Below are 22,379 nucleotides of genomic sequence, written 5' to 3'. Positions count from 1 at the left end.
AAAGTTGCGGGGTTTTTTGATTATACCTTACAAGAGGTCTATTGATAATTCTTAAACAGATACAAATCGCTTATGGATATACAGTTTATAATATTTGCACTTTTTAGATTTTCGTGAGGTGAGGTAATGATATGCGGTAGGAAATTTGCTGGACTAATACCGCGAGGTTTTCAATTAATGAAATTTGAATTTCTTCATTGGCAATATCAATTCCTTCTTTCAGAAACAGATTAAATGCTAGGTCGTAAAAAATCCAATCCACACTTGTTTCAGAATCAGGAGGGAAGTTGCTTTGATCGACCAAGAGTGCGATCTGTTGGTTTTCGGGATGGAGTGCGATCGCGCGAATCACTTCGATTAATTCTGCATACAATACGTCTTCTGACTGACTCCAATCTGGAAAAATAATTAGATTGATTTCTCTTAACTTGAATTCTTGACGAACGATTTATAATAAATTTTCAGGTTTATATGCTGCCAAAATGGCTCTGGTATGGATAACTTTATCGGGACTTTCTTCCTCATCGTATAAGCGGATCTTCCTAAAGGCTCCCTTAAAACCATAACTTTGGCAGAGTTCCAAATAGGCGGGGAATTCGATGCAGTAATATTGAAAAGAATTAATATTCCAGAAACTAATGTGGGTTGGATCTTGAAAAGCACCCCGTCCATCGGTAGAAGAAACTCGGATATCAATCTCGGCATTAGGCTGACAAATTCGCCAGATCTCATTCATCGTATGGATGCGATCGCTCAAATGCTCGATCGCATCGTGCGCTCGGACAAAATCAACGCTATTATCGGGAAAGGGAAAGGTTTGATTGAGATCGGCAACTATATCAACTCCAGGGTTAAACGACACATCAACCCCGATAAAACCCTCTGGTTTATGGATGCCGCAGCCTAAATCTACTTTGACAATTTCTGAGCGATCGCTTGACATGTAACTGATTCTATTTATCAGAGCTGCAATAATGTTATCATAAGAACATTTTTCCCTAATATCTTGATGCAATTGGGCTGCGATCGCAAGTCTTTCTTGCTCATGGGTGAGGTAATAGATAATTTTGCGATTAAGTTCCTCAATACTGCGGTAAGAAATCTGTTCGCTGACAGAGGTCAGTTTACACAAATCTGGTTTCCAATCGGTTAAAATAAACCCACCCACAGATGCAACATCAATTACTCGGTTAACTACCGCATCGTCAAACTGGATTGACGTAATATTCAGATTAATTTTGCAATTGGCATAGAGGTTTTGAGTGCTGGTGTATTCCACAACTGGCGGATAGTATGTAATCGTTTCAGATTCTATTTTACGTTCGGAAGATAAGCCGCTGAGGTAACCCGGATCTCCCCCAACGATCGCCAGATTGAAATTGCTATCCAAGCGTTTGATTAACTCTCCGCGAAAACAGGGAGATAAAAGGTTAATCAGGTAGTAATAAGTTGATTTCCGCGCAAGAAATTCTGCATTATCGATGGTAAGATCCGGTTGGCTTGCATAAGCGATCGCTGATGGATTTATCTTTTTATCTAACGCTACGATCCGCGACCAAAAATCAGCAGCGACGCAGTGAGAGCAGCTCAGATGTTGGTATTCTTCAAAAATGGGTTGGAGATTTGGTAAAACGTGTCCGACAAATGACACATCATACGTATAGCTATCTGGAGTCGCGATTTTTTTGAATTCAGAACCGTGCAAAATGGGATAAACTCGCTCAAATCCTAACATTCGCAGGTCTAAAAAATTGGCGGATTCCAGACAAAAATGAAAGCTGCGATCGCCAACTTTCCGCCAAGCTGCTAAAAGACGCGCATCTACAGACTACTCCACAGATTATCGGGGTGAATAAAAATAATTTTATTGCTAAATAAATTAAATAAAAAGCCATCTATTTCTGAAAGATAAAATGTAGATATTGTCAAATTATCAAACACTATAAAATCATCTATTTCTTGAGACGCAATCGCATTGCGGAAATAGTTTAAAGCCTCATCAAAACCACTGAATCGGCTCGACTCAATATAAACAACAGAATGATTTTGTCGCTCTAAAGCCTGACGATATCCTGTGGTAATTCGCTGGTAAATCGGAGTGGGTGAGCTTTCTAACAAGAAGCTAAACATCGGTGTAAGCTAAATTTAGCTAGACTAGGTACTGTTTCTATTTTACTCTTTTGCTGCTCTAAGATTACCGACCTCTTGTTTTTTCTTCTCTTGGCGTTATCTGCGACCGGAGCGGTTGGTTAAATAGGTATTTTTATGCATAAATAAAATTGAAAACTCTTTATGGGGGTGGGTGCGTTAGCCAGCAGAGTACGGCACCCTACGAAAGCTTTTACTCAATCCTCGTCAATATCTTCATCATCTTCCAGTAAGCTATATCGTTCCTCAAATACTTCGGCCCAACTCAGCGAAGCTAGTTGACATTTTTTACCCATTTCTAATACGGCTTCTTTCATTGCAGATTTAAAACATTTATCCCAAACTGATTCAATATAAGTGCGATTCAAACTAGGCATGTCTTCCTGGAGGTCTTCAATCTCCATCCGGGCAGAGTTAATAGTGACAGCCCAGCTAGATGACCGTTTTTCCGGCTGACACTTCCACTTAATAATATGAGCCATTAATCGCACCAACTGACTTTTTAGTGCGTGTCTTTCCGATCTTCCCATCGCTTCGATTAGCGCATCTAAACCTTCACTTGCTTCCATAGACTTTCCCTCTCTTAAAAGTTGCTGCACGGCTGTGGCTGTTTGGTAATGGGAGTTAAAGGCTAACCATTCCCATTCTTCTTTGCTTGGCATGGTTATTTTTCCTCTACGGGTTCTCTTGCATGGATTGTTGCAGGTTCTCTAACAAAGCTTGTAGCTGTTCTTTTTCCAGCCTCGCTTCTTCCCATTCTCGCTCAAGGTTTTGGCGTTCGGTTTCTAGTTGATTGATGCGCGAGCTTATTCTCGCCAACTGATTATCCGCCTTCCCAATCAATTGGCGCAAAATTCCCCCAACATTGTCCCCTCTGGATTTGCACTGACTAATCCCCGTGCGAATCGTTCGATTAGTTCGCTGCGACTTACACCCAACGCTTCTCCTTTCTGATCGAGCAGCCTCTGAGCAGTCGGAGTTATGGTGATGTTCACTCGTTCTTTCTTCTCGCCGTATTCTTCTCGATCTGCCTTGGGTCTGCTCATGACCTGGATTTGTCTCGTTCATTACACAACCTCAAGGTACTCTATGTCATGGTTTGTGTATATACATTTGTCAAAATGTGTATATAATAAAAAGTGTAGATACACATTTTTGTCATGAGCCAGTCTACAACTTCAGTTTCAGACTGTTTGACCAGTCGGCAGCCTTATGCGATCGTGGCTGTATTTCCCGCACGCAAACCAAAAGCGAGCGGAAGGACTCGTAATCGCGCCGATGCCGACGATATGGCAAGATTTTTGGGGCTAAAGATTCCAAAAGGTACGTTTTACGTCATTTTTGACCCTGAAGAGAGCTATAGCCAAATTGCAACCACATAGGCGAGGCAGCAGCCCTCTAGAATCTCGTTCCCAGGCTGAGCCTGGTAACGAGTGAATTGAGATTAATTAGGTACAAAAGGCAAAGTGCCGTAAAAAGTCTTAACTTTACGGGACAGGATCTTTAGCGACAATCAGAAACGTCATTAAAAATGCTCGCGCCCACCCTTCACCGTCGGGCTGACTCAGATCGAACTAGGGAGAACGTTTTATGAAATTGGCTTACTGGATGTACGCAGGTCCCGCCCACATTGGCACTCTCCGGATTGCCAGTTCGTTTAAGAACGTCCACGCCATCATGCACGCGCCATTAGGCGATGATTACTTTAACGTCATGCGATCGATGTTAGAGCGGGAGCGGAACTTCACCCCAGTAACCGCGAGTGTAGTTGACCGCAACGTGTTGGCGCGGGGTTCGCAAGAAAAGGTGGTAGACAACATCACCCGCAAGGACAAAGAAGAACGTCCCGATTTGATCGTGCTAACTCCTACATGCACATCGAGCATTTTGCAAGAAGATTTACAAAACTTTGTAGAACGCGCCCAATTGGAAGCCAAAGGCGACGTAATGCTAGCGGATGTGAACCACTACCGGGTGAACGAACTGCAAGCAGGCGATCGCACTCTACAACAAATCGTGCAATTCTACATCGAAAAAGCCCGCAAGAAAAACGATCTACCCGAAGGTAAAACTGAAAAACCTTCTGTAAATATTATCGGAATTTCTACCCTTGGCTTCCACAACCAACACGACTGCACCGAATTAAAGCGGTTAATGGCAGATTTGGGCATAGAAGTCAATCAAGTAATTCCCGAAGGCGCATCGGTTCATAACTTGAAAACGCTACCGAAAGCTTGGTTTAACTTAGTTCCCTATCGCGAACTTGGTTTAATGACCGCCAAGTATTTAGAGCAAGAATTCGGGATGCCTTATGTGGATATTGCGCCAATGGGTGTAGTAGAAACTGCCCGTTGCATCCGCAAAATTCAGCAGGTAATTAACGCCCAAGGTGCGGATGTTAATTACGAAGAATTCATCAACGAGCAAACCTTATATGTATCCCAAGCGGCTTGGTTTTCTCGTTCGATTGACTGTCAGAATTTGACGGGTAAAAAAGCAGTCGTATTTGGCGACAATACCCACGCCGCCGCCATGACCAAAATTTTGGCACGGGAAATGGGAATTAAAGTAGTTTGTGCCGGAACATACTGCAAATACGACGCCGATTGGTTCCGCGAACAAGTCGCAGAATATTGCGATGAAATTCTGATTAGCGATGATAACGGTGCGATTGGGGATATGATCGCCCGTTTGGAACCTGCTGCTATTTTCGGCACGCAAATGGAACGCCACGTTGGTAAGCGTTTAGATATACCTTGCGGCGTGATTGCAGCCCCGATTCACATCCAGAACTTCCCGATTGGATACAAGCCATTTATGGGGTATGAAGGCACAAATCAAATAGCAGATTTGGTCTACAATTCCTTTACCTTGGGAATGGAAGATCACCTGTTAGAAATATTTGGCGGTCACGATACTAAGGAAGTGATTCACAAGGGAATTTCTGCCGATTCCGATTTGAATTGGACAAAAGACGCGCAAGCAGAATTGAATAAGATTCCTGGATTTGTGCGCGGTAAAGTGAAGCGAAATACCGAGAAATTTGCGCGCGATCGCAATATCTCGCAAATCACCGTTGAAGTGATGTACGCCGCCAAGGAAGCTGTCGGCGCATAGGTCATAATAGTAGGGTGGGTGTTGCCCACCCTATTTGTTAGAGGAGGATTGTAGGTATGTCATCGAATGCGATCGCAACCGTAGTAGCCATCATGGAGTCTTTGCCCGAATCTTTGCAAGACCGAGTAGCAGAACACTTACAGGAGTATATTTTAGATTTGCAAGATGAGTTGAAATGGGATGACTCTTTCCAGAAAACGCAACAGCAACTTATTAATGCTGCAAAACGCGCCAAGCAAGAAATTGCTGAAGGAAAGGCAAAGTTGTTAGATTACGATCAGTTATGAGGTCTGCAACGCTTCCTTGTTTTTGGGCTGCTTACAGATCAACCGCTGTAGTTTGTCTACATATTTCATAGACCGCGTAGGCGGTCTTAGTTTGTTTAGGTGCGACTTCAGTCGTTCTATACAAACGAAGTAATACAAGCAAATTTACTATAAAAAACCAACTTTCTTGTACCAGCAAATATCTGTTGCCGCAATTTCCAAGTATCGCCGTGATTCAAATGGGCAACCCAACTTTGCAAAGACTGCGTAACTTGTGACAATTCAATTTTACCCTGCTCGTATTCTACCTCCATCCGCCGCAATCTGCGTTTACCTCGACGCAAATTTTCTGCCCTAACTCGAATATGGATACTCTTTTAATTTCTCAGAAAAACGGTTGTTTGTAAATCCTAGAAAGCAGATTTTTCCAAAAAACCGGGTTTCTGAAAAAAAATTTCGCTCCGCCTTCGGCGGAAGAGAGAGAAAAAGAAAAAGAGTAAAGGGCTAAAGGGCTAAAGCGCTAAAGAGAAGAAGAGTCCTCGCAAGCCGAAACCAAAAAGCCGGAAAGCAAAATGGCGGAAACTAAGAAGCCAGAAACAAAGTTCCCGGAAACTAAGAAACCGCAACCCGAAATCCGACAAGCCAGTCCCTACCGCCCAGCGCGCCCCAGTAGCGGACGGCACTGCGGCAACCGACCGCATAGTCGTTCCACGAACCACCGCGCTGCACTCGCTCTTTAGATCGACCAGTTTCCCAAGCACTTCCGTCAGTAGGTGCGCCGTTATAGTTATCGTGCCAGCGATCGCTGCACCATTCCCAAACATTCCCGTGCATATCGTATAACCCAAAAGCGTTTGGCGGAAAACTCCCCACCGGAGTTGTTTGTTGACGGTAAAGTCCTTTTGGCGCCGAAGCGTAGGGGTAGTTTCCTTTGTAATTGACTAAATCGGGGGTAATAGTCTCGCCAAAGTGGAAAGGCGTTGTTGTACCCGCACGACAAGCATATTCCCATTCTGCTTCGCTGGGTAAGCGGTAATTTTTCCCCGTTTTCTGCGACAACTTGGCACAGAATTTGATGGCATTTTGCTGGGATACATTTTCTACAGGTCGTTTCCCACCTTTAAAATAGGAAAGGTTATTTCCCTTCACCGCTTGCCATTGTTCTTGAGTAATGGGATATTTGCCCATAAAGAACGGTTTGACGGTTACTTGATGTACAGGTTGTTCCCAATTGTCTACGGTTCCACCCATTTGAAATGTTCCCCCCGGAATCGATACCATTTCCAGCACAACTCCATCCCCTAAGTCTTCGGTAAAGAACCTAGCCGAGTGAGGGCGGCGGCTGATTTCTTCGCCTTTAGCATTTACTGTTATGACATCAAAATTAAAGCTAGGAAAAAACTTATCTAAATTCTGTTTTACTTTTGGCTCATATCTATCTTGCAGCAGCGAAAAGGCAGCCCATTTCACCTCCATTATTGATTCATTGTGCCACGCCTCAAGAATCAAATCTAAACCTGCTTCACCATATTTGAGTGCATCCTTTAATGCAGCGATTCGGACTTCGACAATCGGAGAAGCTAAGCGAGTTTTAACGCCAAGAATACCGCCTAAAACAGCCGCGCCCAATGGGATTTCAGATTGACCGCCAAGCACAGCATCGTATTCTCTAGGTTGATTGTCATTTTCAGCCATTACGTTATTTCCTTAGATCTAAAACAATCCAGCTACTTGATGTTGCAGAGTTTCGCCATCAAAACTTACGCAGGATGGGATAATTCTAACAACAAGGTTTCTGGGTAGGGGCACGGCGGGCGAAATTTTTTGTACAAATTTTATCCTTGCCGTGCCCCTACTTCCTGGCGCGACGATTTTTTATAGAAACCTGGTTTATTTGCGTAAGTTCTGTTAAACACAGAACTAAAGCCAAGTGTCACAATCGGTGGTTGGTGCGTGACGCTACAAGTCTGATTACTACGTTCAGATATTCTCGCAGCGTCACGCACCCTACAGAAAAAATATGCCAATTACGTAAGTCATGTTAAACAGCAAAACCAGCGCTAAAATAAATCAATAAACACCCAATGTTGCACCCAAAACCATGACCCTTGTCAAAGAATTAGAACCTACCCAAGACATCCAAGAAGATGTTATATTTCCTCCTGGTGACTTATACAGTGACGAACCTCCCGTGGAAAGCGAACTACATCTACGTCAGATAATTCTCTTACTCAAATGCCTAGAATGGTTGTGGCGAGACAGAAATGATTTCTACGCTGCTGGCAACCTTACCATTTATTATAGTCCCAACCAACTCAAATCAGAATTCTTTCGTGGCCCCGATTTTTTTGTGGTGTTAGACACCGAACGCAAAACCCGTAAAAGTTGGGTGGTTTGGGAAGAAGATGGTAAATATCCTAATGTTATTGTAGAAATTATGTCGCCATCAACTGCGGAGACTGATAAATATTTTAAGAAAAAAAAATACCAAAATACCTTTCGCACATACGATTATTTTTGGTTCGATCCTTACAGGTTAGAATTTGCTGGTTTTCATTTAGTTGATGGTAAGTACCAACCTTTAGAACCAAATAGTCAAGGACATTTATGGAGTCAGCAGCTAGGTTTATCTATCGGAATTCATCAGGGATTATTGAGGTTTTTTACACCTGAAGGACAGCTAGTACCAACGCCAGAAGAAACGGCTGAATTTGAACGCCAACAGAAAGAATTAGCTGAAGCAACGGCTGCATCTGAACGTCAACAGAAAGAATTAGCTAAAGCAACGGCTGCATCTGAACGTCAACAGAAAGAATTAGCTGAACAAACGGCTGCATCTGAACGTCAGCAGAAAGAATTAGCTCAGGAAAAAGCAGAAAAATTGGCGGCAAAACTGCGCGAATTAAATATCGATCCAGATACAATTTAACAGGACTTACGCAGCGACACCACATATGGTAGAAATGGTGCGTTACACTGCGTTAACGCACCCTACATGCTGAGGGCTTCATCGCGAAATCTGTCGCGAAATGTGGGAAAATCTTGATGAGACAACAGTTCATTTTTCAAAGTTTTGATCGCAACTCGTTTCCCGTTGTGCTTTTTAGCTAAAGGAGAAAGTGTATGGAAACCGTGAAAATATATTACGACAAAGAAGGCAAAACCCTCACAGTTTGGTTTGATGACCCCAGAAAAGAATTCATCGCCGAAGAAGCAGATGAGGAACTTTTACTGATGAAAGATAAAGACGGTAAAGTAATTGGATTTGAACGACTGAACTATAGGGAAAATACTGATACGCTGCCTGTAGAATTTATCAGCGTCTAAATAATCCTCAATTTCAGGAAGTAGGAGATTACACGAATGAGCAACTCGATCGCATTACAAACTGTTATGGAATACGTTGAGGCACTTTCCTCTGTAGACCAAGACTTGCTGATTGAACTCATCCAGAAACGGCAAATTGAGAAGCAAAGGGCAGAAGTTACAGAACATATCACGCTAACCCTTAGCCAACAAGACAAAGAAACTCTCGAAAAAGCAGCGGCAGCTAAAAATAAAAGTTTGAGTGAGTATCTGCTTGAAGTTGCTCTTAATTTAGCAAAAGAAACTCCAGAAATAGAGCAAATTGTATTGAGCAATCGCGACTGGGAAATAGTTACATCCGCGCCCGTATAGATTGCGTAATAGTGCTGTAAAAAGGCTTCGCACGCCGCTACAAACTCCTCGCTGAGCTTCACATTGGCTTGTTGCAGTTCTTCAGTCAGCCACGTTTTGGTGGCTTGTGCCTTTTTCTGTGCGATCGCAGTTGTTTGTTTTGGATAGTTTATCGACTTGTCCAGGTCGAGGTTTTAGGCGTATTCGTAATCTGGGTAGTATTCTTCGCCGCCCTCTGCCCATTCCTTTTCTGTGGCTAAATCTTTGAGTTCTTTTAAAGACAGTTTGGCGGCTTTTGCCAGGTACGTAACGGCGTCAAAGACTTCATCAAAGTCTTTTGAGACTCCTTTTAAGGGATAAGCCGTTGCTGTGGTTTTTCCCAGTACAATTGTGCCGACGAATTCGCTTTTAATTTCTTTTACTCTGCGAAGGGCAAACGCTTCGTATTCCAGTGCTGCCCAATCACTGCTGCGCTTGATTTCTGTGCCTTCTGGGACTGTTAAATCAAATTCTTTTGCATAAGATTTCAGCAGTTCTGCACGCATTCGCACGTGCTTACAAGTGCCGTTGATCTGCCCGGTTTTGTACAATTTAGACTCGCAGGTGCAAGTGTAGTTGCTTACAAAGTAGGTTTTTCCCTTCTCTAGGTTTGTGCATTTAGAGAAGTCTTTGTCCCAAGAGTATTTCGCGCTGGTGTCGGGGGTGGCGGTGCGGGGTGTCAGCTTTTCAATTTCGCCTTCGGTGCGGGTGATTTCAACCGCCACCTTTCGGATCAAATTGCGGCAATTCAGCTTGACGAATGCTGCGAGTTTCTTGGTGAGTGCGGTCAGTTTTTTGGTTAGTTTTGCCAGGTTCATATATAATAGAGATGTTTTTCTTTTTTTTTTCGCGGTGGCTTTTCTCCACCGCTTTTTAATTTTAGCAAGATATCGTGCTTTCGCCATTAATCTTAACTTTTATTTACATTATTGTGGTAAGATATCGCGCTATATTGGGAGGGAAGCGTACAAAAGGAACTATGGCACGTCCCGGTGGTAACCCAGGTTTGAAAAAGCACCAGTTTAAGTCCCCTTACGATGAGCCTGCCACGGATTTTATCGGTATTAGAGTTCCCCCAAGCCTGAACAAAAAGCTCAAGGCTTTGGGGAAGAATCGAATGGTTTTGATTAGAAAGGCTCTTGAGGATTTGGTTGCTGGTTTACCTGAGTCTTCCTAAATTGCAGGCTGTATCGTTCTGCTTTTAGGCGTGGTACAGAATGTAATATTCTCGAATCGAATTCCACCACTTCTCCATGGTGGAGTTCGTAGTTTTGGCGGTTCCAACCGAATCGCTTGCTTCATATATAATAGAGGAGAAGTATTTTTGTTTGCAGCACGGTGGTTTCTCCACCGTGCTTTTTAGCGACCGTATTATTATCAATGGTTTTTAGTCGAAAGCAGAGGTTTTTTTTGGTATATTGGTGATGTAGCATTGGTGACTATTGTGGCTGTACCTTTTAAGGATCCCCAGACAGGTAAATTTACTAAAGGCAGATTCTCCCGGAAGGTTTACGGCGTGCGCCTTACAGTCAAGGCTGATGCGGTTTTCCGTCAGATTTGTGAGGAGCGCGATCGTAATCCCACAGAGCTGGTGCGGGAGATTGTTGAGCAGTGGTTAGAATCCCAAAAAAAATCCCTTGATGATGCCGGGGGTGAAGTCTCTAAATTTCAATCTGCCTGAATTGCAGTGAGTACCTTGCTGTTCGTAGTGGTGGTACGGAGTGAATTATTCTCGAATCGAATTCCACCACTTCTCCATGGTGGAGTTCGTAGTTTTGGCGTTTAACCCTGCAACTCCCGCTGCAAAACGTGGATATAAATCGGGTGAAGCAATAGCCCACGCCTGATTTTGGTCAGTCGCCATCGGCATCACCATTATTAATTGAAAGCGCGGTACTCCCAGTCGGTTTGGAAAACCAACCACAATCGCAGGTCGATAACCTTCTTGTTCGCGACCTTGAGGATTTTGTGTGGGAAATCGCACCGTTACAATGTCCCCAAACTGTAAAGAACGATTAGTCATTCCTCAACAATTACTACACCCATACCAGGTACATACTTAACAGGCAAACCCTCATCCATTTCTCCGGGTTCCCAGTCGTAAGGGTCGTAACTTCCCAGGTTAGATAAGTCCGTCTCTAGCCATGCTGCTTCTTGTTCTTCCTGTAAGTCATTCCCTGCTACAGATAATGATGATTTCTCACGAGTTCAGTTGTGCCATACTACGAAATCTAAAAAGTCTATAACTTCTTGAATTGCCATTTCAGACAGGCTTTCCAGTTTCTCTACAATCTTTTCTTTGAGGTAATCCATGTTTTTGCTATATCAAGAATCTGATTATCTGGGAGGATTGGAATCCTGTAAACAAGTTTACTCTATAACGCGAGCTTGTTGCGCGAGCGCTTTCTCACTCTCCTTCCTTTTCTTCTAGCACCTCTGTCTCTTCTTCCGACTCCTCTGCCTCAAAATCAACTTTCTCGTAAATATCAACAAGCGGCACTTGTACCTGCAATGAGCTAAAAAACAAGTCTGTATCTTCCTCGTTGTATTCAGAAAAAGACCAACGTTTATTTGCTTGTTTAGAATACTGTTCAATTGCTATTTTTTTCTGGTCAATCAGAATATACTCCTGAAAGCTGGGAATTGTGCGATAATAGCTAAATTTATCACCGCGATCGTAATTTCTGGTCGATTTAGATAAAACTTCAATAATCACTTGAGGATTAGTAATCGTATCCTTGTGATTATCGTGATATTCAGGTTTACCTGCAATAACCATCACATCGGGATAAACATAGCTTCTGATTCTAGGTATCCATAAACGCACGTCACTGATAAAGACATCGTATTCCTGTCCTTTAAGGGCAAGACGCAACGCAATGCTCATGCTAAGTGCAATTCGGTTATGATTCGTAGTTCCACCTGTCATGGGAATAATTACTCCATCGTGATATTCACTTTTATATTCTGCTGCTTCTTCCAGGGCTAAATATTCCTCTGGCGTGTACAAGTCTTGTTTGGTTGATTGTAGAGTAGCTGTCATCGTCATTTTTCCCCAACTTATACTATGTCTTGAATTCAGTTTAACGTCAGGATATAAAGAGGGCGCGATTTGCTTTGCAACGGCAAACGCGCTTGCTTTCTCACTCCCCTTCCTTCTCTTCTACCACTTCCACCTCTTCTTCTACTTCCTCCGCCTCAAAATCTACTTTCTCATAAATATCAACCAGCGGCACTTCTACTTGGAAGCAATTAAACAATAACCCTGCATCCTCTTCATCGTATTCCCAATAAGACCACCGCTTATTTGACTGCTTAGAATATTGTTCAATTGCTATCTTATTCTGGTCAATCAAAATATACTCTTGAAATGTCGGGATAGTTCTGTAATAACTAAACTTGTCACCCTGGTCGTAACCTTTGGTCGATTTCGATAAAATTTCAATAATTACTTGAGGATTGGTAATCGTATCCTTGCGATTATCGTGATATTCAGGTAAACCTGCAATAACCATCACATCAGGATAAACATAGCTTCTGATTCTGGGTATCCACAGACGTACATCACCAATGAAAATATCATAGTTCTGTCCTTTGAGAGCCAGTTTTAACGCAACGTAAGTGTTTCCTGCAATTCGGTTATGATTTGTAGTTCCACCTGTCATAGGAATGATTACTCCATCGTGATATTCGCTTTTGTATTCTGCTTTTTCTTCTAGTTCTAGATACTCTTCTGGTGTGTAGTAGCGTTTTTTTGTTGGTTGTAGAGTCGCTGTCATGATTTTTGCCCAACTTATACTATGTATTGAATTTAGTTTAACGCGAGGGGAGATTAGGGCGCGATCGCACATACAATCAACAGCGATCGCACCCACTTTAATTACATGCGTCCCTTGCGCGTGCCGGATGGCATATCGCGCAGCGTACCTGATGGCATATCGCCTTGCGTACCGTTACGCATCTCCCCTGGATCGAAAACAACGATCAATTTAGCCCCAGGAATCAATTGTTGCAAAATTCTCAAATGACCATCTGCATCCGACCAATTGCGAAAACGACCCACAACAATTCTTTGCAAATTTGGCAGCAGACGAACAATAATCCAAGGACTAAGACGTTCTCGATGAAGCATAATAAAAATATCTCCTTTTTCAATTGGAGCCAGAGCCAGTCCACTGCTTTTCCAGGGCGCGGGGCTGGCTTCTGACTTTTGACTTTGAACGCTTAGCGTTCTCTAAAAACATATCACAAAAAAAAGGATAATATTATAGCTAATTTTTGGGCTTTTGTGGGGATGATTGGTGGCTAATTGGTTGCTAATTTGTAGCTAAGACATTCACTAATGAGTGGAAACCTATGAGTAGGCGCGTTTACCTTACGCTTCCTGATTACGTCTAGGAAGCTTTAAAGCAATGGGCTGATAAACAAGGCAGACCCACAGCGAACCTGGCTGGTTTTCTAATTGAAGTGGCTGTGTTGGCAGCCGAAAAAACTGGCGAAATACCGCCGCCACAAAAAAAGCCCCCAGAGGGGCAAAAGTGATGGAAAAGCGACTCGCGCACTTGCAGCGGTAGGGGTGCGATCACTCTACCCTAACCACCAGCGCCGGATTATGTTAGATTTGGCGGCATCCGATAGCTATGATGTCATATCACCTAAAATATCCGGGAAGCGTGGAAGTCCCCGTGTTTTAACCGGGGGATGAAACACGACACGAGGGAATTTATTTGCTGTCTAGCCTTAAAAGCAGTAAGTATAACCATCCTTTCGGTGAATTACTTGACAATATTTGTGACTAATTCCTTGTACGCGACCATCTTTGGTTGAGATATCAAAACAACCTGTAGCACGACAAGAAACACGACCGAAATAACCGCCAACCTTTTTACCCTTCGTTACTACTGCTTTCACGATATCTCCCGTTTGAAACCCTTGATGGATTTGTGTCCTTGACCGATGCCTAATTGGGAAACCATATTTATCGGTTCCACACATTTGTCGCGTTCCATGTCCAGTTGCTTTAATCAACATAGGTTTAACTCCATCAACTTTTAATTTAGGGGTACTAGCGCCAACACAAGCAGCATCAATCCAGTGAGTCTTTGGTAATCTAAGATTAGTGCGATTAAATTTAGTCCTACCACCCGTCCCGCACTCCACAGGCCAACCAGTTTCTTTCAACCTTCTGAACAATTCCCAACGAGTTGCATTGACTGCTGCCGTATCAGCAAGTGGACGTTTAGCTTGAGATAGGATTTTGTTCAACAAACCTTGTTTGCCTTTGAGGAACTCCTGAATTAATCTATTACCTTTCTTGACGTTGCATGATTCGCAAGCCAAACAGAGATTGGAAACTCTGTTACTGCCTCCTTTGGATTTAGGATGAATATGTTCCACCTGGAGAGGTACATCCTTAATACCGCAATAAGCGCATTGCCTGTTCCATTTCTCTAGTAAATACTCCCTGAGTTCATATCCGGCTATGGTTCCTTGCTGATATTCAACACCATTAATATCGGGATTCTCTATTAGCTGAGTGTCGAATTTCACTAACTCTTGAGAAATAGCAGCTATCTTACAATACTTCCTGAACTTGTGTACCCAAGTTAGTATATTAGCAACTCGACTTTCAAGGCTTGGTGGCAACCATCCTGAGTGACGACGACGATTCAGAAATCTTGGTTTGCGATAGCGAGTTTTTCTTGCTCTCCTGCCTCTCCTCAGTTGGTGACGTGATATCAAAGCATCTCTAATAGCAAACCCTCTGTGTTGTAATTGTGCCGCAAAAACTACTTTTCCATCATTCTCATTAATGATAGCAATGCCAGTAGTTTTAGCACCATGATCTAGCTTTAATCGTAGTGGTTGTACTGCCAAGTTAGTTCTAGCCTCCTTCAGGATAATGGTGAATGGATAATGACGAAAAACAGCAGCTTTACCATAACTAAGAAGTAATCTAGCTGCGGCTGGATGCACTGGTTCTAATTGTCGTTTGTTGGTGTCAATAACCAATACTTTTGACATAACTCAATCGAGTCTCCTATTTCTAGGGTAATGTTAGCTTCGCCAAAGTTTAAGGTCGGTAACTATCAAGAAAGCACCGTCTTACCCCGAGTAAAACTGTTTAACTTTCTTGTTCTAGAGCAAGGGACTAGCTACGCATCCCTTGGTAGGTTCTTGAACACTTACCTTAAACGTAGTCGGTTAAGACTTAGGCTGGTCAGCTATCTAAACTTAGAGGCATGATGCCCTGTCTATGCAAGAGCGGGGTGCTGACTTTGCTGTATAACTTGTTGTTGCGCATTCATAAACCAACTCCAAGACTGTTTGAATCAGATTAAGCCTGGAAACACATCCATCATAAAATGACGGCTCAAACCCTCGCTCCTAACTTAACGCAGCTTGCCGAATAGGAATCTCAATCATAAACTCAGTTCCCTGTCCCAGTGCTGAAACGCAATTTAATCGACCGCCGTGTTTCTCAACCACAATCTTGTAACTAATTGACAACCCCAAACCCGTCCCTTTCCCCACAGGTTTCGTGGTAAAAAACGGGTCAAACAGCTTCTGGCGTACTGATTCTGTCATTCCCGGTCCGTTATCTGCAATCCGAATCCCTACCCAGTCGCTGTTGATGACTTCGGTGCGAATCCGAATTTGGGGCGAGGAGTCTAGGGAATCGTCTGGGGACGCATCCTGCACTCTATCCCCAGAATCCTCTTCCAAAGCATCGATGGCATTGCTGAGGATGTTCATAAACACCTGGTTCAGCTGCCCAGCATAACAGTCCACCAGTGGCAAGTCCCCGTACTCCTTAATCACCAAAATACCGGGATGTTCTGCCAGAGTCCCTCGTTTGCGAGATACCCCCTGGGGACGCAATCGGTTCTGTAAAATCAGCAGTGTGCTATCAATCCCCTCGTGCAAGTCAACCGGTTTCATTTCCGCCTCATCCAAGCGCGAGAAGCTTCGCAAGCTCAGCACAATTTGGCGGATACGCTCTGCCCCCAGATGCATCGAAGCCAGCAATTTGGGTAAATCGTCCAGCAGGAAATTGAGATCGATCGCTTCTGCCTGCATTTGAATTGCCTCGCCGGGGTGGGGATATTGCTGCTGATAGAGTTGTACTAAGCGCAACAAACCTTGGACATATTCAGTTGCATAAGGGAGATTGCCGTGGATGAAACTAACCGGGTTATTGATTTCGTGCGCCACACCCGCCACCATCTGTCCCAAACTGGACATTTTTTCCGTCTGAATTAGATGAGCTTGGGTATTTTGCAGTTCGTGCAGCGCTCGCTCTAGTTGCTGGGTTTGTTGCCTCAGTTGCGCTTCCGATTGCCGCAAAGCTGCTTCTACCCGCTGGCGTTCGGCAATATCCTGTTTTAGAAGTGCGTTAGCTGCTCGCAGTTCAGCAGTCTGTTCCTCGACCTGTCTTTTTAACTCGTCGTTGGCTTTTTGTAGCGCTACCTCAGCTCGCTGGCGTTCGATAATTTCCTGCTGCAATCGTTCGTTGGTTTTCCTTAATTCCGTTGTACTTTCTTCGACAGCTTGCTGTAACTCTTCAATAACGCCATACATTTCCGTTGGGGAAAGCACTTGCAGCAAGCTAGTCTGGGAAAGTACTCCCAGCAGTTCTCCTTCATCCCCAGTTACAACCAAGCGCCGCACGTGTCGTCGCTGCATTTCTTGGTAAGCAACCCACAAAGATTCTGTTGGTCCGAGACAAAACGGTGGAGTACTCATCACGTCTGCTGCCTGCATCTGGGATAAATTCAGCTCCAGCGCCTGAAACTCCACGATATCCCCTTCTGTGACAATCCCTACCGGGATGCGAGATGAGGAAGAAAACGGTTCGAGTCGAAGACAAGGGAGAGCGGGGAGTGTTTCATTTATATTCCCCGTCTCCCCGTGTCCCCGCGTCCCCCCGTCTCCTTCTCCCCGCGTCCCCCCTTCTCCTTCTCCCCTCTCCTCCGCAATCACCACACAACTAACCCGATGCTGTGCCATTAGCTGGGCTAAACTCAGCACCGACGCCGTTGCTTTGGCATGAACGACTTCGGTTGTCATGACGTCTGCCACGTACCACAATCGGGTCAGTAGATTTACGGGTTGCATCCCTCTGCCAATACTTACAGGCGTTACTACACCCATCAGCTGACCCTGCTTGTCCATAATTGGCAGGTGGCGAATCCGGTACTGGCGAAAGATAGAGAGCGCGGTGAAGATATCTTGAGAGTCTGATTGTGTCAAGGTAATTACTGGATGGGTCATCACCTGAGCCACCGTAAATTCCCTTAAATTCATTCCCAGCGCAGTCAGCCTGACAATATCCCTTTCCGTAAATATCCCTACTAATTGTCCTTCTGCCATTACCAAAGCACAGCTAGCTCGTTTGAGACTCTGGAGGGAAGATGTGCTTGCTTCGACTTCTGACAATTGATGCGAGCGCGTTACCGAGCAACTGCTTCTCACCTGACTCATCCGCGCCATCACCTCGATCGCCGGAGTGTCAGGAGCGACAATCAGGACATCAGGCTCGATTGCACGCCTTAGATCCAAAGAATAGATGCGGGGGCCGTTTAGCTGCATGGTTCGTTGGCTGCGTGATGATTGCCACATCACAATTCTTCGATGGAGACATTGTATGCTGCTATCCGGTCAGCTTTGCAGCTATTCTTCATTATGATGCCTACTTAAGCCACCCCATGCCGTCCATGCGAAGGGGTTCACGCCTCGCTTTCAACCTCTCTTTGACTCTCCCTATTTCTAGGTACAGCATCGGTGAGTCTCAGTATTAGGAATTAAAACTTTTGTGGCGACTCGCTCTGACTGGAGGAGGTTTTCCTTTGTCAGAAGGAACTTGCCCTCCTACTCGCAAGTTAATTGTTGCGGTCGCCTGTCTCCTTGCCGCCAGCAGGAAAGGTTCCGCACCCGACCACGCCAGAAAAGCATTGTCTACTTGGAGCAGTACAAATCTCTCTGACCAAGAATTCCGCCTTCACACTTGTGGACTCTAGTTGAGAGGTTTTTCTTTTTTTTGGTGACCCATTGATGACAAGTTTGAGATAACTTAGTTGTCTGTGTGGAAAATTCGACCACGTGAACGCCAGCGCTTTGGGCCTTGCGTTTCAAATGAGATACGACTTTCCGAATAGTTTTTGTCAAGCTTTGTAGTCAAGCTTCTCTAACTTGATTGTGTTTCCCAGACTCAGAATCTCATCAACTAATCTCCCGTGTAATGACTTGCGATGCGCGCGTCACTTTCTTTCCTGGTTAGCTAGTGCACTTCTTGTTGATAGGTAAGCTTTAGAATCGTTCCACTTTTTTTTGCAACCTTTTTTGACAGTTCCTTTTTTCTTTTTCCCTTTGCTGTCAACAAAGTCGGCCAAATTGTAGTTATCTGGATTATTAGATCTCCTCGCTCTTTCCATTCGTCGCTGCCATCGGCGTATCTGTCTCTCAACAGACTTTAGCTCAGCAGCAAATAAATCTAATTTAGCTGAACTTTCTCCGACAATCGCTGTTATTTATCACGATAATATTGACCTTGTTGTAATTTTATGCTATATTTAGCAGCTTGCCGAAAACCAAGGCTTAAAATCTTCTGGTTTGTAAACCAGTCGCTGCGCTGCAAAACTAGCCAGCCGATAAAAAGGTCGTACGTCTTACCACGATTCGTTAAATTGGTTCAATAATGGTTGAACAATGGCTAAAGCTGCAAAAAACAGTTACTCATCTTAAAATAGGGTGGGCAAAACCCGAATTTCCTAGTGGAAAAGCAGGAGCCGACTCCCAAAGGTTGAAGCAGGAAGCAGACCCTCTAGAAATTTCTTCTAGTAGTTGAATGGTGAACTTTAGATAAGTTTAGCCAATTTTTGTATAGCATTACACCTATGTAACGCAAGTTGCTAGTTATCTTTTTAGGGTTGCTAATGGCTAATGGCTAATAGCTAATGGCTAATGGTAGAACCGAAAAATATTCCCATAAGCAATTAGCAATTAGCGATTAGCAACCCACGATAGTTATAACTAGCAACTTGGGTTATGTACTGTGACGCGAGGTTTTGGCAAGAGTAATCTCCCCAAAACTGGATCAAGTTTTTACCCAACTACAGAATTGGGCACATCTCACCCAAAGTTTTTAGTTTTCACCCCGTAACTTCAATTGTCTAGGTTCGGACCAGTTTATGCCGGAAAGCGCTGTTAACCACGCTGCTTGGACCTGTGAATTTGAGTCAAGGTAACCGATGGTTATTCGGTATGTTAATCATATCATTTCTGTTGTAAATAGCAGCAAACGTCGTCAACAGAAAAGTTAATTTTAGGGCTATTGACCCCCGTAAAATTAAAGTGAGGGAGTCCATGTATCCTATGCCTCCCTATCGGGTAGGACGTCGGTCAAAGAGCTAACCCAAGCCCCCTCGAAAGATAAATTGTTATTGATAGCGATGTCCGGATCTTGGCGCGGTTGCATCGCTTTACCTGACCGATGGTTTTCAGGCATCGGTTACAGTTGGGTCTTCCCGGTTGTCGCTTCGGGGATTGACCAAAGTGTCTCTTGATTTGTCAGGCTGTGGTTCGGCGGGCGATCGTTTCTGGGAGATGATTTTTTGCCCCTCCATCACCTCTACCATTCCCAGGTGGATTTGGATTTGAGGCCCGGAGCGAGCTAAGCGAATCAAAGCACCATCTCCGATCGGTGCTTCGCTGATGCGTTTCCCATCTAGGTAAGTACCGTTTGCACCCAAATTAACTATTTCCCAGGTAGAACCCCGACGACGCAGTTCTACGTGGTGGCGGGAAACCACGGCGCTGTACAGAATCACTTGGTTATCGGTAGCACGCCCGATGCGAATCACCGATTCCTCCTCAAAAGACCAAGTTTGAATCGGGATTGACTGAAGCGGATGTAGAAGGTTTAGCGTAATCACATTAACAGCGTCAACTCTCTTAGATCGAGCTACGAAAGTTGGAACAAAAATGTTACCAGGTCACCTTTGCCCAGAGAAATGCGATCGCCTGGTCGCAATCGATGTCGGTTTCCCGTTGGCAGGGGCGTGTGGTTAATGTAAGTCCCGTTGGCACTCCCCACATCTTCGATATAGTAACTATCTCCCTCTACCCGAATATCGGCATGAACGCGGGACACTATCTCTGAATGGGGAAATCCAGAAACATCGATGTCGGGCGGAATCTGGTCGTTGGGCTTGCCGAGGTGGATAATAGATAAATTTTGTGGCAACTCAATTGTCTTTTGGGTTTGGACGTGCAGCAATCCTGCCGTCTGCTGCTGCAATTGAGTTTTACCCCCAAAGGCAAAGCTAGACGGTGCAACGGTGGGGACGTTTGAAGACGGTGCGGGTTCGCTCTCTTGCGCCATGGGCGGCGGCGTCACCCTTGTGGGTGCAGGAGGACTGGTGCTGGGTGGTTGCGGATCGGGTAATGGAGAACTCATGCTCACAGAATCGGGTTGAACCAAAGGAGCGGGTGCCACTGGGTCTGGCAAGGGTACCTGTACTGTCGGGGCGACTGTTGGAATAGCGGCAGCCACTGTCTCTGCTGCGCCTGTGATACTGCCACCAGGGCGCAAGTCAAAGCCACACTGACCGCAGAAGCTAGCATCTGTTTGCACCGAGGTGCCACAGTTCGGGCAACTGGTCGTTGCCGGTAAGGGTGTATAACAAGCTTCGCACTGAACCGCTCCGTCAGGGTTTTGGTGGTTGCAATTCGGGCAAACAATCATCTTTCTTCCTGCCTGGAGAACAACGCTATACCGCTTTGGCGGTGGGAGGAAAGGCAGAGCAGGGTTTGTGCCTTTCCACAATTAAATTAAGTACTGGTCTTTTTGGTTCAGGAACCAGCAAACCTAGCTCGGATTTCACAGGTATTGTCAGCCTCAACAATGTTAGCAGTCGGTACTATCCAAGCAGCACTGGCTTAACCCTAATTGCTTGTTAAACCACTCGGTTCTAGCATCTCGGACTGGCGGGAGCATTTTTTGGTAGGAACTTGAACGCTTGCCACCAACGTAGGTATTGCTAAGAGAGTTTGGTCAGCTAGGACTTTTGCCAGCCCCCGTCACACCTATTAAGGTTAGCGGTGGGTTACAGATAGAATATTCGCTGCCCTGGAAACGATCCTAGAGGAATTCGGGTCAAACCGGAGCTAATCAACGTCAAATCTTTTAATAACAGCGAATTTTGTCAGCCCACGAATTTCAGTTCTTGACCTGCTGACTCATCAAGTAGCCACCACAACTCTCCTACGGGTTGAATTAGCCGACTTGGGTAGGTCATCTCATCCCCTTGTGGGGCAAATATCTGGGCTAAAGCAGGTCGCTTGTTAGCACCGGCTACTACAAAGATGACGCAACGAGCCGAGTTAATCAGCGGTGCGGTAAAAGTTAAACGGGGCTGACCGTCTTTATTGCCAACAGCAATCAAGCGATCGCGTACTCCCAGTGCCTCTGTATGGGGAAATAACGAAGCTGTATGTCCATCATCTCCCATTCCCAGCAAAATAATATCCAATGCCGGAAACTCCCCTGGTGGGGTTTTGAAGAACTCGCTTAACTCGGCTTCATGTTTCGACGCATCAACAGCGGGGTCGCCTGCATCTGTAGGCATGGGATGAATATTAGCTGCTGGGATATTAACTTTGTCTAACCAAGCGCGACGAGCCATCCCTTGATTGCTATCGGGATGATCTGGCGCTACGTAGCGTTCGTCACCCCAAAAAACGTGGATTTTTTGCCAAGGTAGGTCAAGATTGGCCATCGCTTCGTACAATGGCTTCGGCGTACTACCACCAGACAGGGCGATCGTACACTGACCGCGAGAAGAGATAGATGACTGCATTTGAGCCAGGACAAGTTCTCCCGCGCGCTCGATCAAGCCTGCCATAGTGGGTAAAATTTCGACCTGCTTGCCCATTGTTATTGTCCCCATCAGCTTATGTTATCCGCGTCTAGCTGATCTTAGGCGAAGAGAACCCACTCTGGGATCGCCATTACCGAAAAATTGGGTTTAAAGCCCCGTCCTTCTAGGACGGCTTTTCTTAGATGTGCTACACTTACGCTAAGTGTGTTGGCGTAATTATCCTAGTTTTTGAGGCAAAGCTTGAAGGGGAAAAACAGCAGCATGAAAGGCT

30 protein-coding genes and 1 pseudogene are annotated in these 22,379 nt (G+C 44.8%); 12 read left to right on the top strand and 19 right to left on the bottom strand.

Going from position 1 to position 22,379, the window contains the following annotated elements; all coding sequences use genetic code 11:
* Window positions 1–103: 103 nt before the first annotated feature.
* The 6 genes from ACE1CM_RS15805 to ACE1CM_RS15780 form a co-directional block, all read right to left on the bottom strand.
* The gene (locus ACE1CM_RS15805) at window positions 104–373 is read right to left on the bottom strand and encodes a hypothetical protein (protein WP_374878463.1); all 270 of its coding nucleotides are present in this window, start codon (window positions 371–373) and stop codon (window positions 104–106) included.
* A 75-nt stretch (window positions 374–448) separates the two neighbouring features.
* On the bottom strand, window positions 449–1,735 hold the full coding sequence (locus ACE1CM_RS15800) for a glycosyltransferase (RefSeq protein WP_374878462.1): 1,287 nt from the start codon (window positions 1,733–1,735) through the stop codon (window positions 449–451).
* Window positions 1,736–1,821: 86 nt separating this feature from the next.
* Window positions 1,822–2,130: a hypothetical protein gene (locus ACE1CM_RS15795; RefSeq protein WP_374878461.1), complete on the bottom strand. Its 309-nt coding sequence runs from the start codon at window positions 2,128–2,130 to the stop codon at window positions 1,822–1,824.
* Window positions 2,131–2,345: 215 nt separating this feature from the next.
* Window positions 2,346–2,810, bottom strand: coding sequence for a DUF29 domain-containing protein (locus tag ACE1CM_RS15790; RefSeq protein WP_374878460.1), 465 nt, complete (start codon window positions 2,808–2,810; stop codon window positions 2,346–2,348).
* A 13-nt stretch (window positions 2,811–2,823) separates the two neighbouring features.
* Complete coding sequence (locus tag ACE1CM_RS15785; RefSeq protein WP_374878459.1) at window positions 2,824–2,967, bottom strand: hypothetical protein; 144 nt, start codon at window positions 2,965–2,967, stop codon at window positions 2,824–2,826.
* 20 nt (window positions 2,968–2,987) lie between these two features.
* Window positions 2,988–3,194: a ribbon-helix-helix protein, CopG family gene (locus tag ACE1CM_RS15780; protein ID WP_374878458.1), complete on the bottom strand. Its 207-nt coding sequence runs from the start codon at window positions 3,192–3,194 to the stop codon at window positions 2,988–2,990.
* A gap of 114 nt (window positions 3,195–3,308) precedes the next feature.
* On the opposite strand from ACE1CM_RS15780, the gene ACE1CM_RS15775 reads away from it, so the two are divergent.
* From ACE1CM_RS15775 to ACE1CM_RS15765, 3 genes are all read left to right on the top strand, one after another.
* Window positions 3,309–3,530, top strand: a complete 222-nt coding sequence (locus ACE1CM_RS15775) for a hypothetical protein (RefSeq protein WP_374878457.1) — start codon at window positions 3,309–3,311, stop codon at window positions 3,528–3,530.
* A 208-nt stretch (window positions 3,531–3,738) separates the two neighbouring features.
* Window positions 3,739–5,265: a ferredoxin:protochlorophyllide reductase (ATP-dependent) subunit B gene (bchB, locus tag ACE1CM_RS15770; protein WP_374878456.1), complete on the top strand. Its 1,527-nt coding sequence runs from the start codon at window positions 3,739–3,741 to the stop codon at window positions 5,263–5,265.
* A 56-nt stretch (window positions 5,266–5,321) separates the two neighbouring features.
* Entirely contained in the window at window positions 5,322–5,552 is a 231-nt protein-coding gene (locus ACE1CM_RS15765) for a hypothetical protein (RefSeq protein ID WP_374878455.1), read from the top strand.
* A 116-nt stretch (window positions 5,553–5,668) separates the two neighbouring features.
* Here the strand turns inward: ACE1CM_RS15765 and ACE1CM_RS15760 are convergent, their stop codons facing one another.
* Complete coding sequence (locus tag ACE1CM_RS15760) at window positions 5,669–5,875, bottom strand: hypothetical protein (RefSeq protein WP_374878454.1); 207 nt, start codon at window positions 5,873–5,875, stop codon at window positions 5,669–5,671.
* Between the two features lie 268 nt (window positions 5,876–6,143).
* Window positions 6,144–7,226 (bottom strand): formylglycine-generating enzyme family protein, encoded by a 1,083-nt coding sequence (locus ACE1CM_RS15755; RefSeq protein ID WP_374878453.1) that lies wholly within the window; start codon window positions 7,224–7,226, stop codon window positions 6,144–6,146.
* Between the two features lie 406 nt (window positions 7,227–7,632).
* On the opposite strand from ACE1CM_RS15755, the gene ACE1CM_RS15750 reads away from it, so the two are divergent.
* From ACE1CM_RS15750 to ACE1CM_RS15740, 3 genes are all read left to right on the top strand, one after another.
* Window positions 7,633–8,460, top strand: a complete 828-nt coding sequence (locus ACE1CM_RS15750; RefSeq protein WP_374878452.1) for a Uma2 family endonuclease — start codon at window positions 7,633–7,635, stop codon at window positions 8,458–8,460.
* A gap of 194 nt (window positions 8,461–8,654) precedes the next feature.
* Window positions 8,655–8,858 carry a DUF2283 domain-containing protein gene (locus ACE1CM_RS15745; RefSeq protein WP_374878451.1) on the top strand — a complete coding sequence of 68 codons (204 nt, stop codon included), beginning with the start codon at window positions 8,655–8,657 and terminating at the stop codon, window positions 8,856–8,858.
* A gap of 36 nt (window positions 8,859–8,894) precedes the next feature.
* A complete protein-coding gene (locus tag ACE1CM_RS15740) occupies window positions 8,895–9,209 on the top strand; it encodes a DUF1778 domain-containing protein (RefSeq protein WP_374878450.1) in 315 nt (104 codons plus the stop codon).
* Between the two features lie 173 nt (window positions 9,210–9,382).
* On the opposite strand, the gene ACE1CM_RS15735 is transcribed toward ACE1CM_RS15740, so the two are convergent.
* On the bottom strand, window positions 9,383–10,045 hold the full coding sequence (locus tag ACE1CM_RS15735; protein WP_374878449.1) for a hypothetical protein: 663 nt from the start codon (window positions 10,043–10,045) through the stop codon (window positions 9,383–9,385).
* Between the two features lie 161 nt (window positions 10,046–10,206).
* On the opposite strand from ACE1CM_RS15735, the gene ACE1CM_RS15730 reads away from it, so the two are divergent.
* Both ACE1CM_RS15730 and ACE1CM_RS15725 read left to right on the top strand, forming a co-directional pair.
* The gene (locus tag ACE1CM_RS15730) at window positions 10,207–10,404 is read left to right on the top strand and encodes a hypothetical protein (RefSeq protein ID WP_374878448.1); all 198 of its coding nucleotides are present in this window, start codon (window positions 10,207–10,209) and stop codon (window positions 10,402–10,404) included.
* A 267-nt stretch (window positions 10,405–10,671) separates the two neighbouring features.
* On the top strand, window positions 10,672–10,908 hold the full coding sequence (locus ACE1CM_RS15725; protein ID WP_374878447.1) for a hypothetical protein: 237 nt from the start codon (window positions 10,672–10,674) through the stop codon (window positions 10,906–10,908).
* A 45-nt stretch (window positions 10,909–10,953) separates the two neighbouring features.
* Here the strand turns inward: ACE1CM_RS15725 and ACE1CM_RS15720 are convergent, their stop codons facing one another.
* The 4 genes from ACE1CM_RS15720 to ACE1CM_RS15705 all read right to left on the bottom strand — a co-directional run bounded on the left by ACE1CM_RS15720 (window position 10,954) and on the right by ACE1CM_RS15705 (window position 13,359).
* Window positions 10,954–11,250: a type II toxin-antitoxin system PemK/MazF family toxin gene (locus tag ACE1CM_RS15720; RefSeq protein WP_374878446.1), complete on the bottom strand. Its 297-nt coding sequence runs from the start codon at window positions 11,248–11,250 to the stop codon at window positions 10,954–10,956.
* 384 nt (window positions 11,251–11,634) lie between these two features.
* Complete coding sequence (locus ACE1CM_RS15715) at window positions 11,635–12,270, bottom strand: Uma2 family endonuclease (RefSeq protein ID WP_374878445.1); 636 nt, start codon at window positions 12,268–12,270, stop codon at window positions 11,635–11,637.
* A gap of 100 nt (window positions 12,271–12,370) precedes the next feature.
* Window positions 12,371–13,006 carry a Uma2 family endonuclease gene (locus tag ACE1CM_RS15710; protein ID WP_374878444.1) on the bottom strand — a complete coding sequence of 212 codons (636 nt, stop codon included), beginning with the start codon at window positions 13,004–13,006 and terminating at the stop codon, window positions 12,371–12,373.
* A gap of 101 nt (window positions 13,007–13,107) precedes the next feature.
* A complete protein-coding gene (locus ACE1CM_RS15705; protein ID WP_374878443.1) occupies window positions 13,108–13,359 on the bottom strand; it encodes a hypothetical protein in 252 nt (83 codons plus the stop codon).
* 278 nt (window positions 13,360–13,637) lie between these two features.
* Here ACE1CM_RS15705 and ACE1CM_RS15700 point away from each other — a divergent pair.
* Window positions 13,638–13,769 (top strand): annotated as a pseudogene (locus tag ACE1CM_RS15700) (hypothetical protein); the annotation flags it as partial.
* Between the two features lie 198 nt (window positions 13,770–13,967).
* On the opposite strand, the gene iscB reads toward ACE1CM_RS15700, so the two are convergent.
* Together iscB and ACE1CM_RS15690 are read right to left on the bottom strand one after the other, a co-directional pair.
* On the bottom strand, window positions 13,968–15,251 hold the full coding sequence (gene iscB, locus ACE1CM_RS15695; RefSeq protein WP_374878442.1) for an RNA-guided endonuclease IscB: 1,284 nt from the start codon (window positions 15,249–15,251) through the stop codon (window positions 13,968–13,970).
* Between the two features lie 363 nt (window positions 15,252–15,614).
* The gene (locus ACE1CM_RS15690; RefSeq protein WP_374878441.1) at window positions 15,615–17,849 is read right to left on the bottom strand and encodes a CBS domain-containing protein; all 2,235 of its coding nucleotides are present in this window, start codon (window positions 17,847–17,849) and stop codon (window positions 15,615–15,617) included.
* Between the two features lie 191 nt (window positions 17,850–18,040).
* Here ACE1CM_RS15690 and ACE1CM_RS15685 point away from each other — a divergent pair, with 191 nt between their 5' ends.
* Window positions 18,041–18,247 (top strand): hypothetical protein, encoded by a 207-nt coding sequence (locus ACE1CM_RS15685; RefSeq protein WP_374878479.1) that lies wholly within the window; start codon window positions 18,041–18,043, stop codon window positions 18,245–18,247.
* On the opposite strand, the gene ACE1CM_RS15680 is transcribed toward ACE1CM_RS15685, so the two are convergent.
* Window positions 18,186–18,329 (bottom strand): hypothetical protein, encoded by a 144-nt coding sequence (locus tag ACE1CM_RS15680; RefSeq protein WP_374878477.1) that lies wholly within the window; start codon window positions 18,327–18,329, stop codon window positions 18,186–18,188. The two genes, ACE1CM_RS15685 and ACE1CM_RS15680, sit on opposite strands and share 62 nt — an antisense overlap.
* 595 nt (window positions 18,330–18,924) lie before the next feature.
* Here ACE1CM_RS15680 and ACE1CM_RS15675 point away from each other — a divergent pair.
* Window positions 18,925–19,074 carry a hypothetical protein gene (locus ACE1CM_RS15675; protein ID WP_374878440.1) on the top strand — a complete coding sequence of 50 codons (150 nt, stop codon included), beginning with the start codon at window positions 18,925–18,927 and terminating at the stop codon, window positions 19,072–19,074.
* A gap of 652 nt (window positions 19,075–19,726) precedes the next feature.
* Here ACE1CM_RS15675 and ACE1CM_RS15670 read toward each other — a convergent pair.
* Entirely contained in the window at window positions 19,727–20,161 is a 435-nt protein-coding gene (locus ACE1CM_RS15670) for an FHA domain-containing protein (RefSeq protein ID WP_374878439.1), read from the bottom strand.
* 29 nt (window positions 20,162–20,190) lie between these two features.
* Window positions 20,191–20,973 carry an FHA domain-containing protein gene (locus ACE1CM_RS15665; protein WP_374878438.1) on the bottom strand — a complete coding sequence of 261 codons (783 nt, stop codon included), beginning with the start codon at window positions 20,971–20,973 and terminating at the stop codon, window positions 20,191–20,193.
* Here ACE1CM_RS15665 and ACE1CM_RS15660 point away from each other — a divergent pair.
* Complete coding sequence (locus tag ACE1CM_RS15660) at window positions 20,904–21,188, top strand: hypothetical protein (protein ID WP_374878478.1); 285 nt, start codon at window positions 20,904–20,906, stop codon at window positions 21,186–21,188. The two genes, ACE1CM_RS15665 and ACE1CM_RS15660, sit on opposite strands and share 70 nt — an antisense overlap.
* A gap of 245 nt (window positions 21,189–21,433) precedes the next feature.
* Here the strand turns inward: ACE1CM_RS15660 and pgl are convergent, their stop codons facing one another.
* Entirely contained in the window at window positions 21,434–22,162 is a 729-nt protein-coding gene (gene pgl, locus ACE1CM_RS15655) for a 6-phosphogluconolactonase (RefSeq protein WP_374878476.1), read from the bottom strand.
* Window positions 22,163–22,379: the final 217 nt, after the last annotated feature.

Source organism: Microseira sp. BLCC-F43 (genome assembly GCF_041929235.1).
In the GTDB taxonomy this organism is placed as follows: Bacteria; Cyanobacteriota; Cyanobacteriia; order Cyanobacteriales; family Aerosakkonemataceae; genus Microseira.
Note: the sequence above shows the minus strand (reverse complement) of the source record. Positions and strands in the feature narration are given on the sequence as shown.

Excerpts from the sequence above, each read along its gene's own strand:
- ACE1CM_RS15790 (WP_374878460.1), bottom strand. The coding sequence starts at position 2,810 with ATGCCAAGCAAAGAAGAATGGGAATGGTTAGCCTTTAACTCCCATTAC.
- ACE1CM_RS15690 (WP_374878441.1), bottom strand. The coding sequence starts at position 17,849 with ATGTGGCAATCATCACGCAGCCAACGAACCATGCAGCTAAACGGCCCC.
- bchB (WP_374878456.1), top strand. The coding sequence starts at position 3,739 with ATGAAATTGGCTTACTGGATGTACGCAGGTCCCGCCCACATTGGCACT.
- ACE1CM_RS15735 (WP_374878449.1), bottom strand. The coding sequence starts at position 10,045 with ATGAACCTGGCAAAACTAACCAAAAAACTGACCGCACTCACCAAGAAA.
- ACE1CM_RS15745 (WP_374878451.1), top strand. The coding sequence starts at position 8,655 with ATGGAAACCGTGAAAATATATTACGACAAAGAAGGCAAAACCCTCACA.
- ACE1CM_RS15800 (WP_374878462.1), bottom strand. The coding sequence starts at position 1,735 with ATGTTAGGATTTGAGCGAGTTTATCCCATTTTGCACGGTTCTGAATTC.
- ACE1CM_RS15780 (WP_374878458.1), bottom strand. The coding sequence starts at position 3,194 with ATGAGCAGACCCAAGGCAGATCGAGAAGAATACGGCGAGAAGAAAGAA.
- ACE1CM_RS15765 (WP_374878455.1), top strand. The coding sequence starts at position 5,322 with ATGTCATCGAATGCGATCGCAACCGTAGTAGCCATCATGGAGTCTTTG.
- ACE1CM_RS15665 (WP_374878438.1), bottom strand. The coding sequence starts at position 20,973 with ATGATTGTTTGCCCGAATTGCAACCACCAAAACCCTGACGGAGCGGTT.
- ACE1CM_RS15755 (WP_374878453.1), bottom strand. The coding sequence starts at position 7,226 with ATGGCTGAAAATGACAATCAACCTAGAGAATACGATGCTGTGCTTGGC.
- ACE1CM_RS15720 (WP_374878446.1), bottom strand. The coding sequence starts at position 11,250 with ATGACTAATCGTTCTTTACAGTTTGGGGACATTGTAACGGTGCGATTT.
- ACE1CM_RS15795 (WP_374878461.1), bottom strand. The coding sequence starts at position 2,130 with ATGTTTAGCTTCTTGTTAGAAAGCTCACCCACTCCGATTTACCAGCGA.
- ACE1CM_RS15675 (WP_374878440.1), top strand. The coding sequence starts at position 18,925 with ATGGTTGAACAATGGCTAAAGCTGCAAAAAACAGTTACTCATCTTAAA.
- ACE1CM_RS15710 (WP_374878444.1), bottom strand. The coding sequence starts at position 13,006 with ATGACAGCGACTCTACAACCAACAAAAAAACGCTACTACACACCAGAA.
- ACE1CM_RS15775 (WP_374878457.1), top strand. The coding sequence starts at position 3,309 with ATGAGCCAGTCTACAACTTCAGTTTCAGACTGTTTGACCAGTCGGCAG.
- ACE1CM_RS15705 (WP_374878443.1), bottom strand. The coding sequence starts at position 13,359 with ATGCTTCATCGAGAACGTCTTAGTCCTTGGATTATTGTTCGTCTGCTG.
- iscB (WP_374878442.1), bottom strand. The coding sequence starts at position 15,251 with ATGTCAAAAGTATTGGTTATTGACACCAACAAACGACAATTAGAACCA.
- ACE1CM_RS15750 (WP_374878452.1), top strand. The coding sequence starts at position 7,633 with ATGACCCTTGTCAAAGAATTAGAACCTACCCAAGACATCCAAGAAGAT.
- ACE1CM_RS15730 (WP_374878448.1), top strand. The coding sequence starts at position 10,207 with ATGGCACGTCCCGGTGGTAACCCAGGTTTGAAAAAGCACCAGTTTAAG.
- pgl (WP_374878476.1), bottom strand. The coding sequence starts at position 22,162 with ATGGGCAAGCAGGTCGAAATTTTACCCACTATGGCAGGCTTGATCGAG.
- ACE1CM_RS15740 (WP_374878450.1), top strand. The coding sequence starts at position 8,895 with ATGAGCAACTCGATCGCATTACAAACTGTTATGGAATACGTTGAGGCA.
- ACE1CM_RS15715 (WP_374878445.1), bottom strand. The coding sequence starts at position 12,270 with ATGACAGCTACTCTACAATCAACCAAACAAGACTTGTACACGCCAGAG.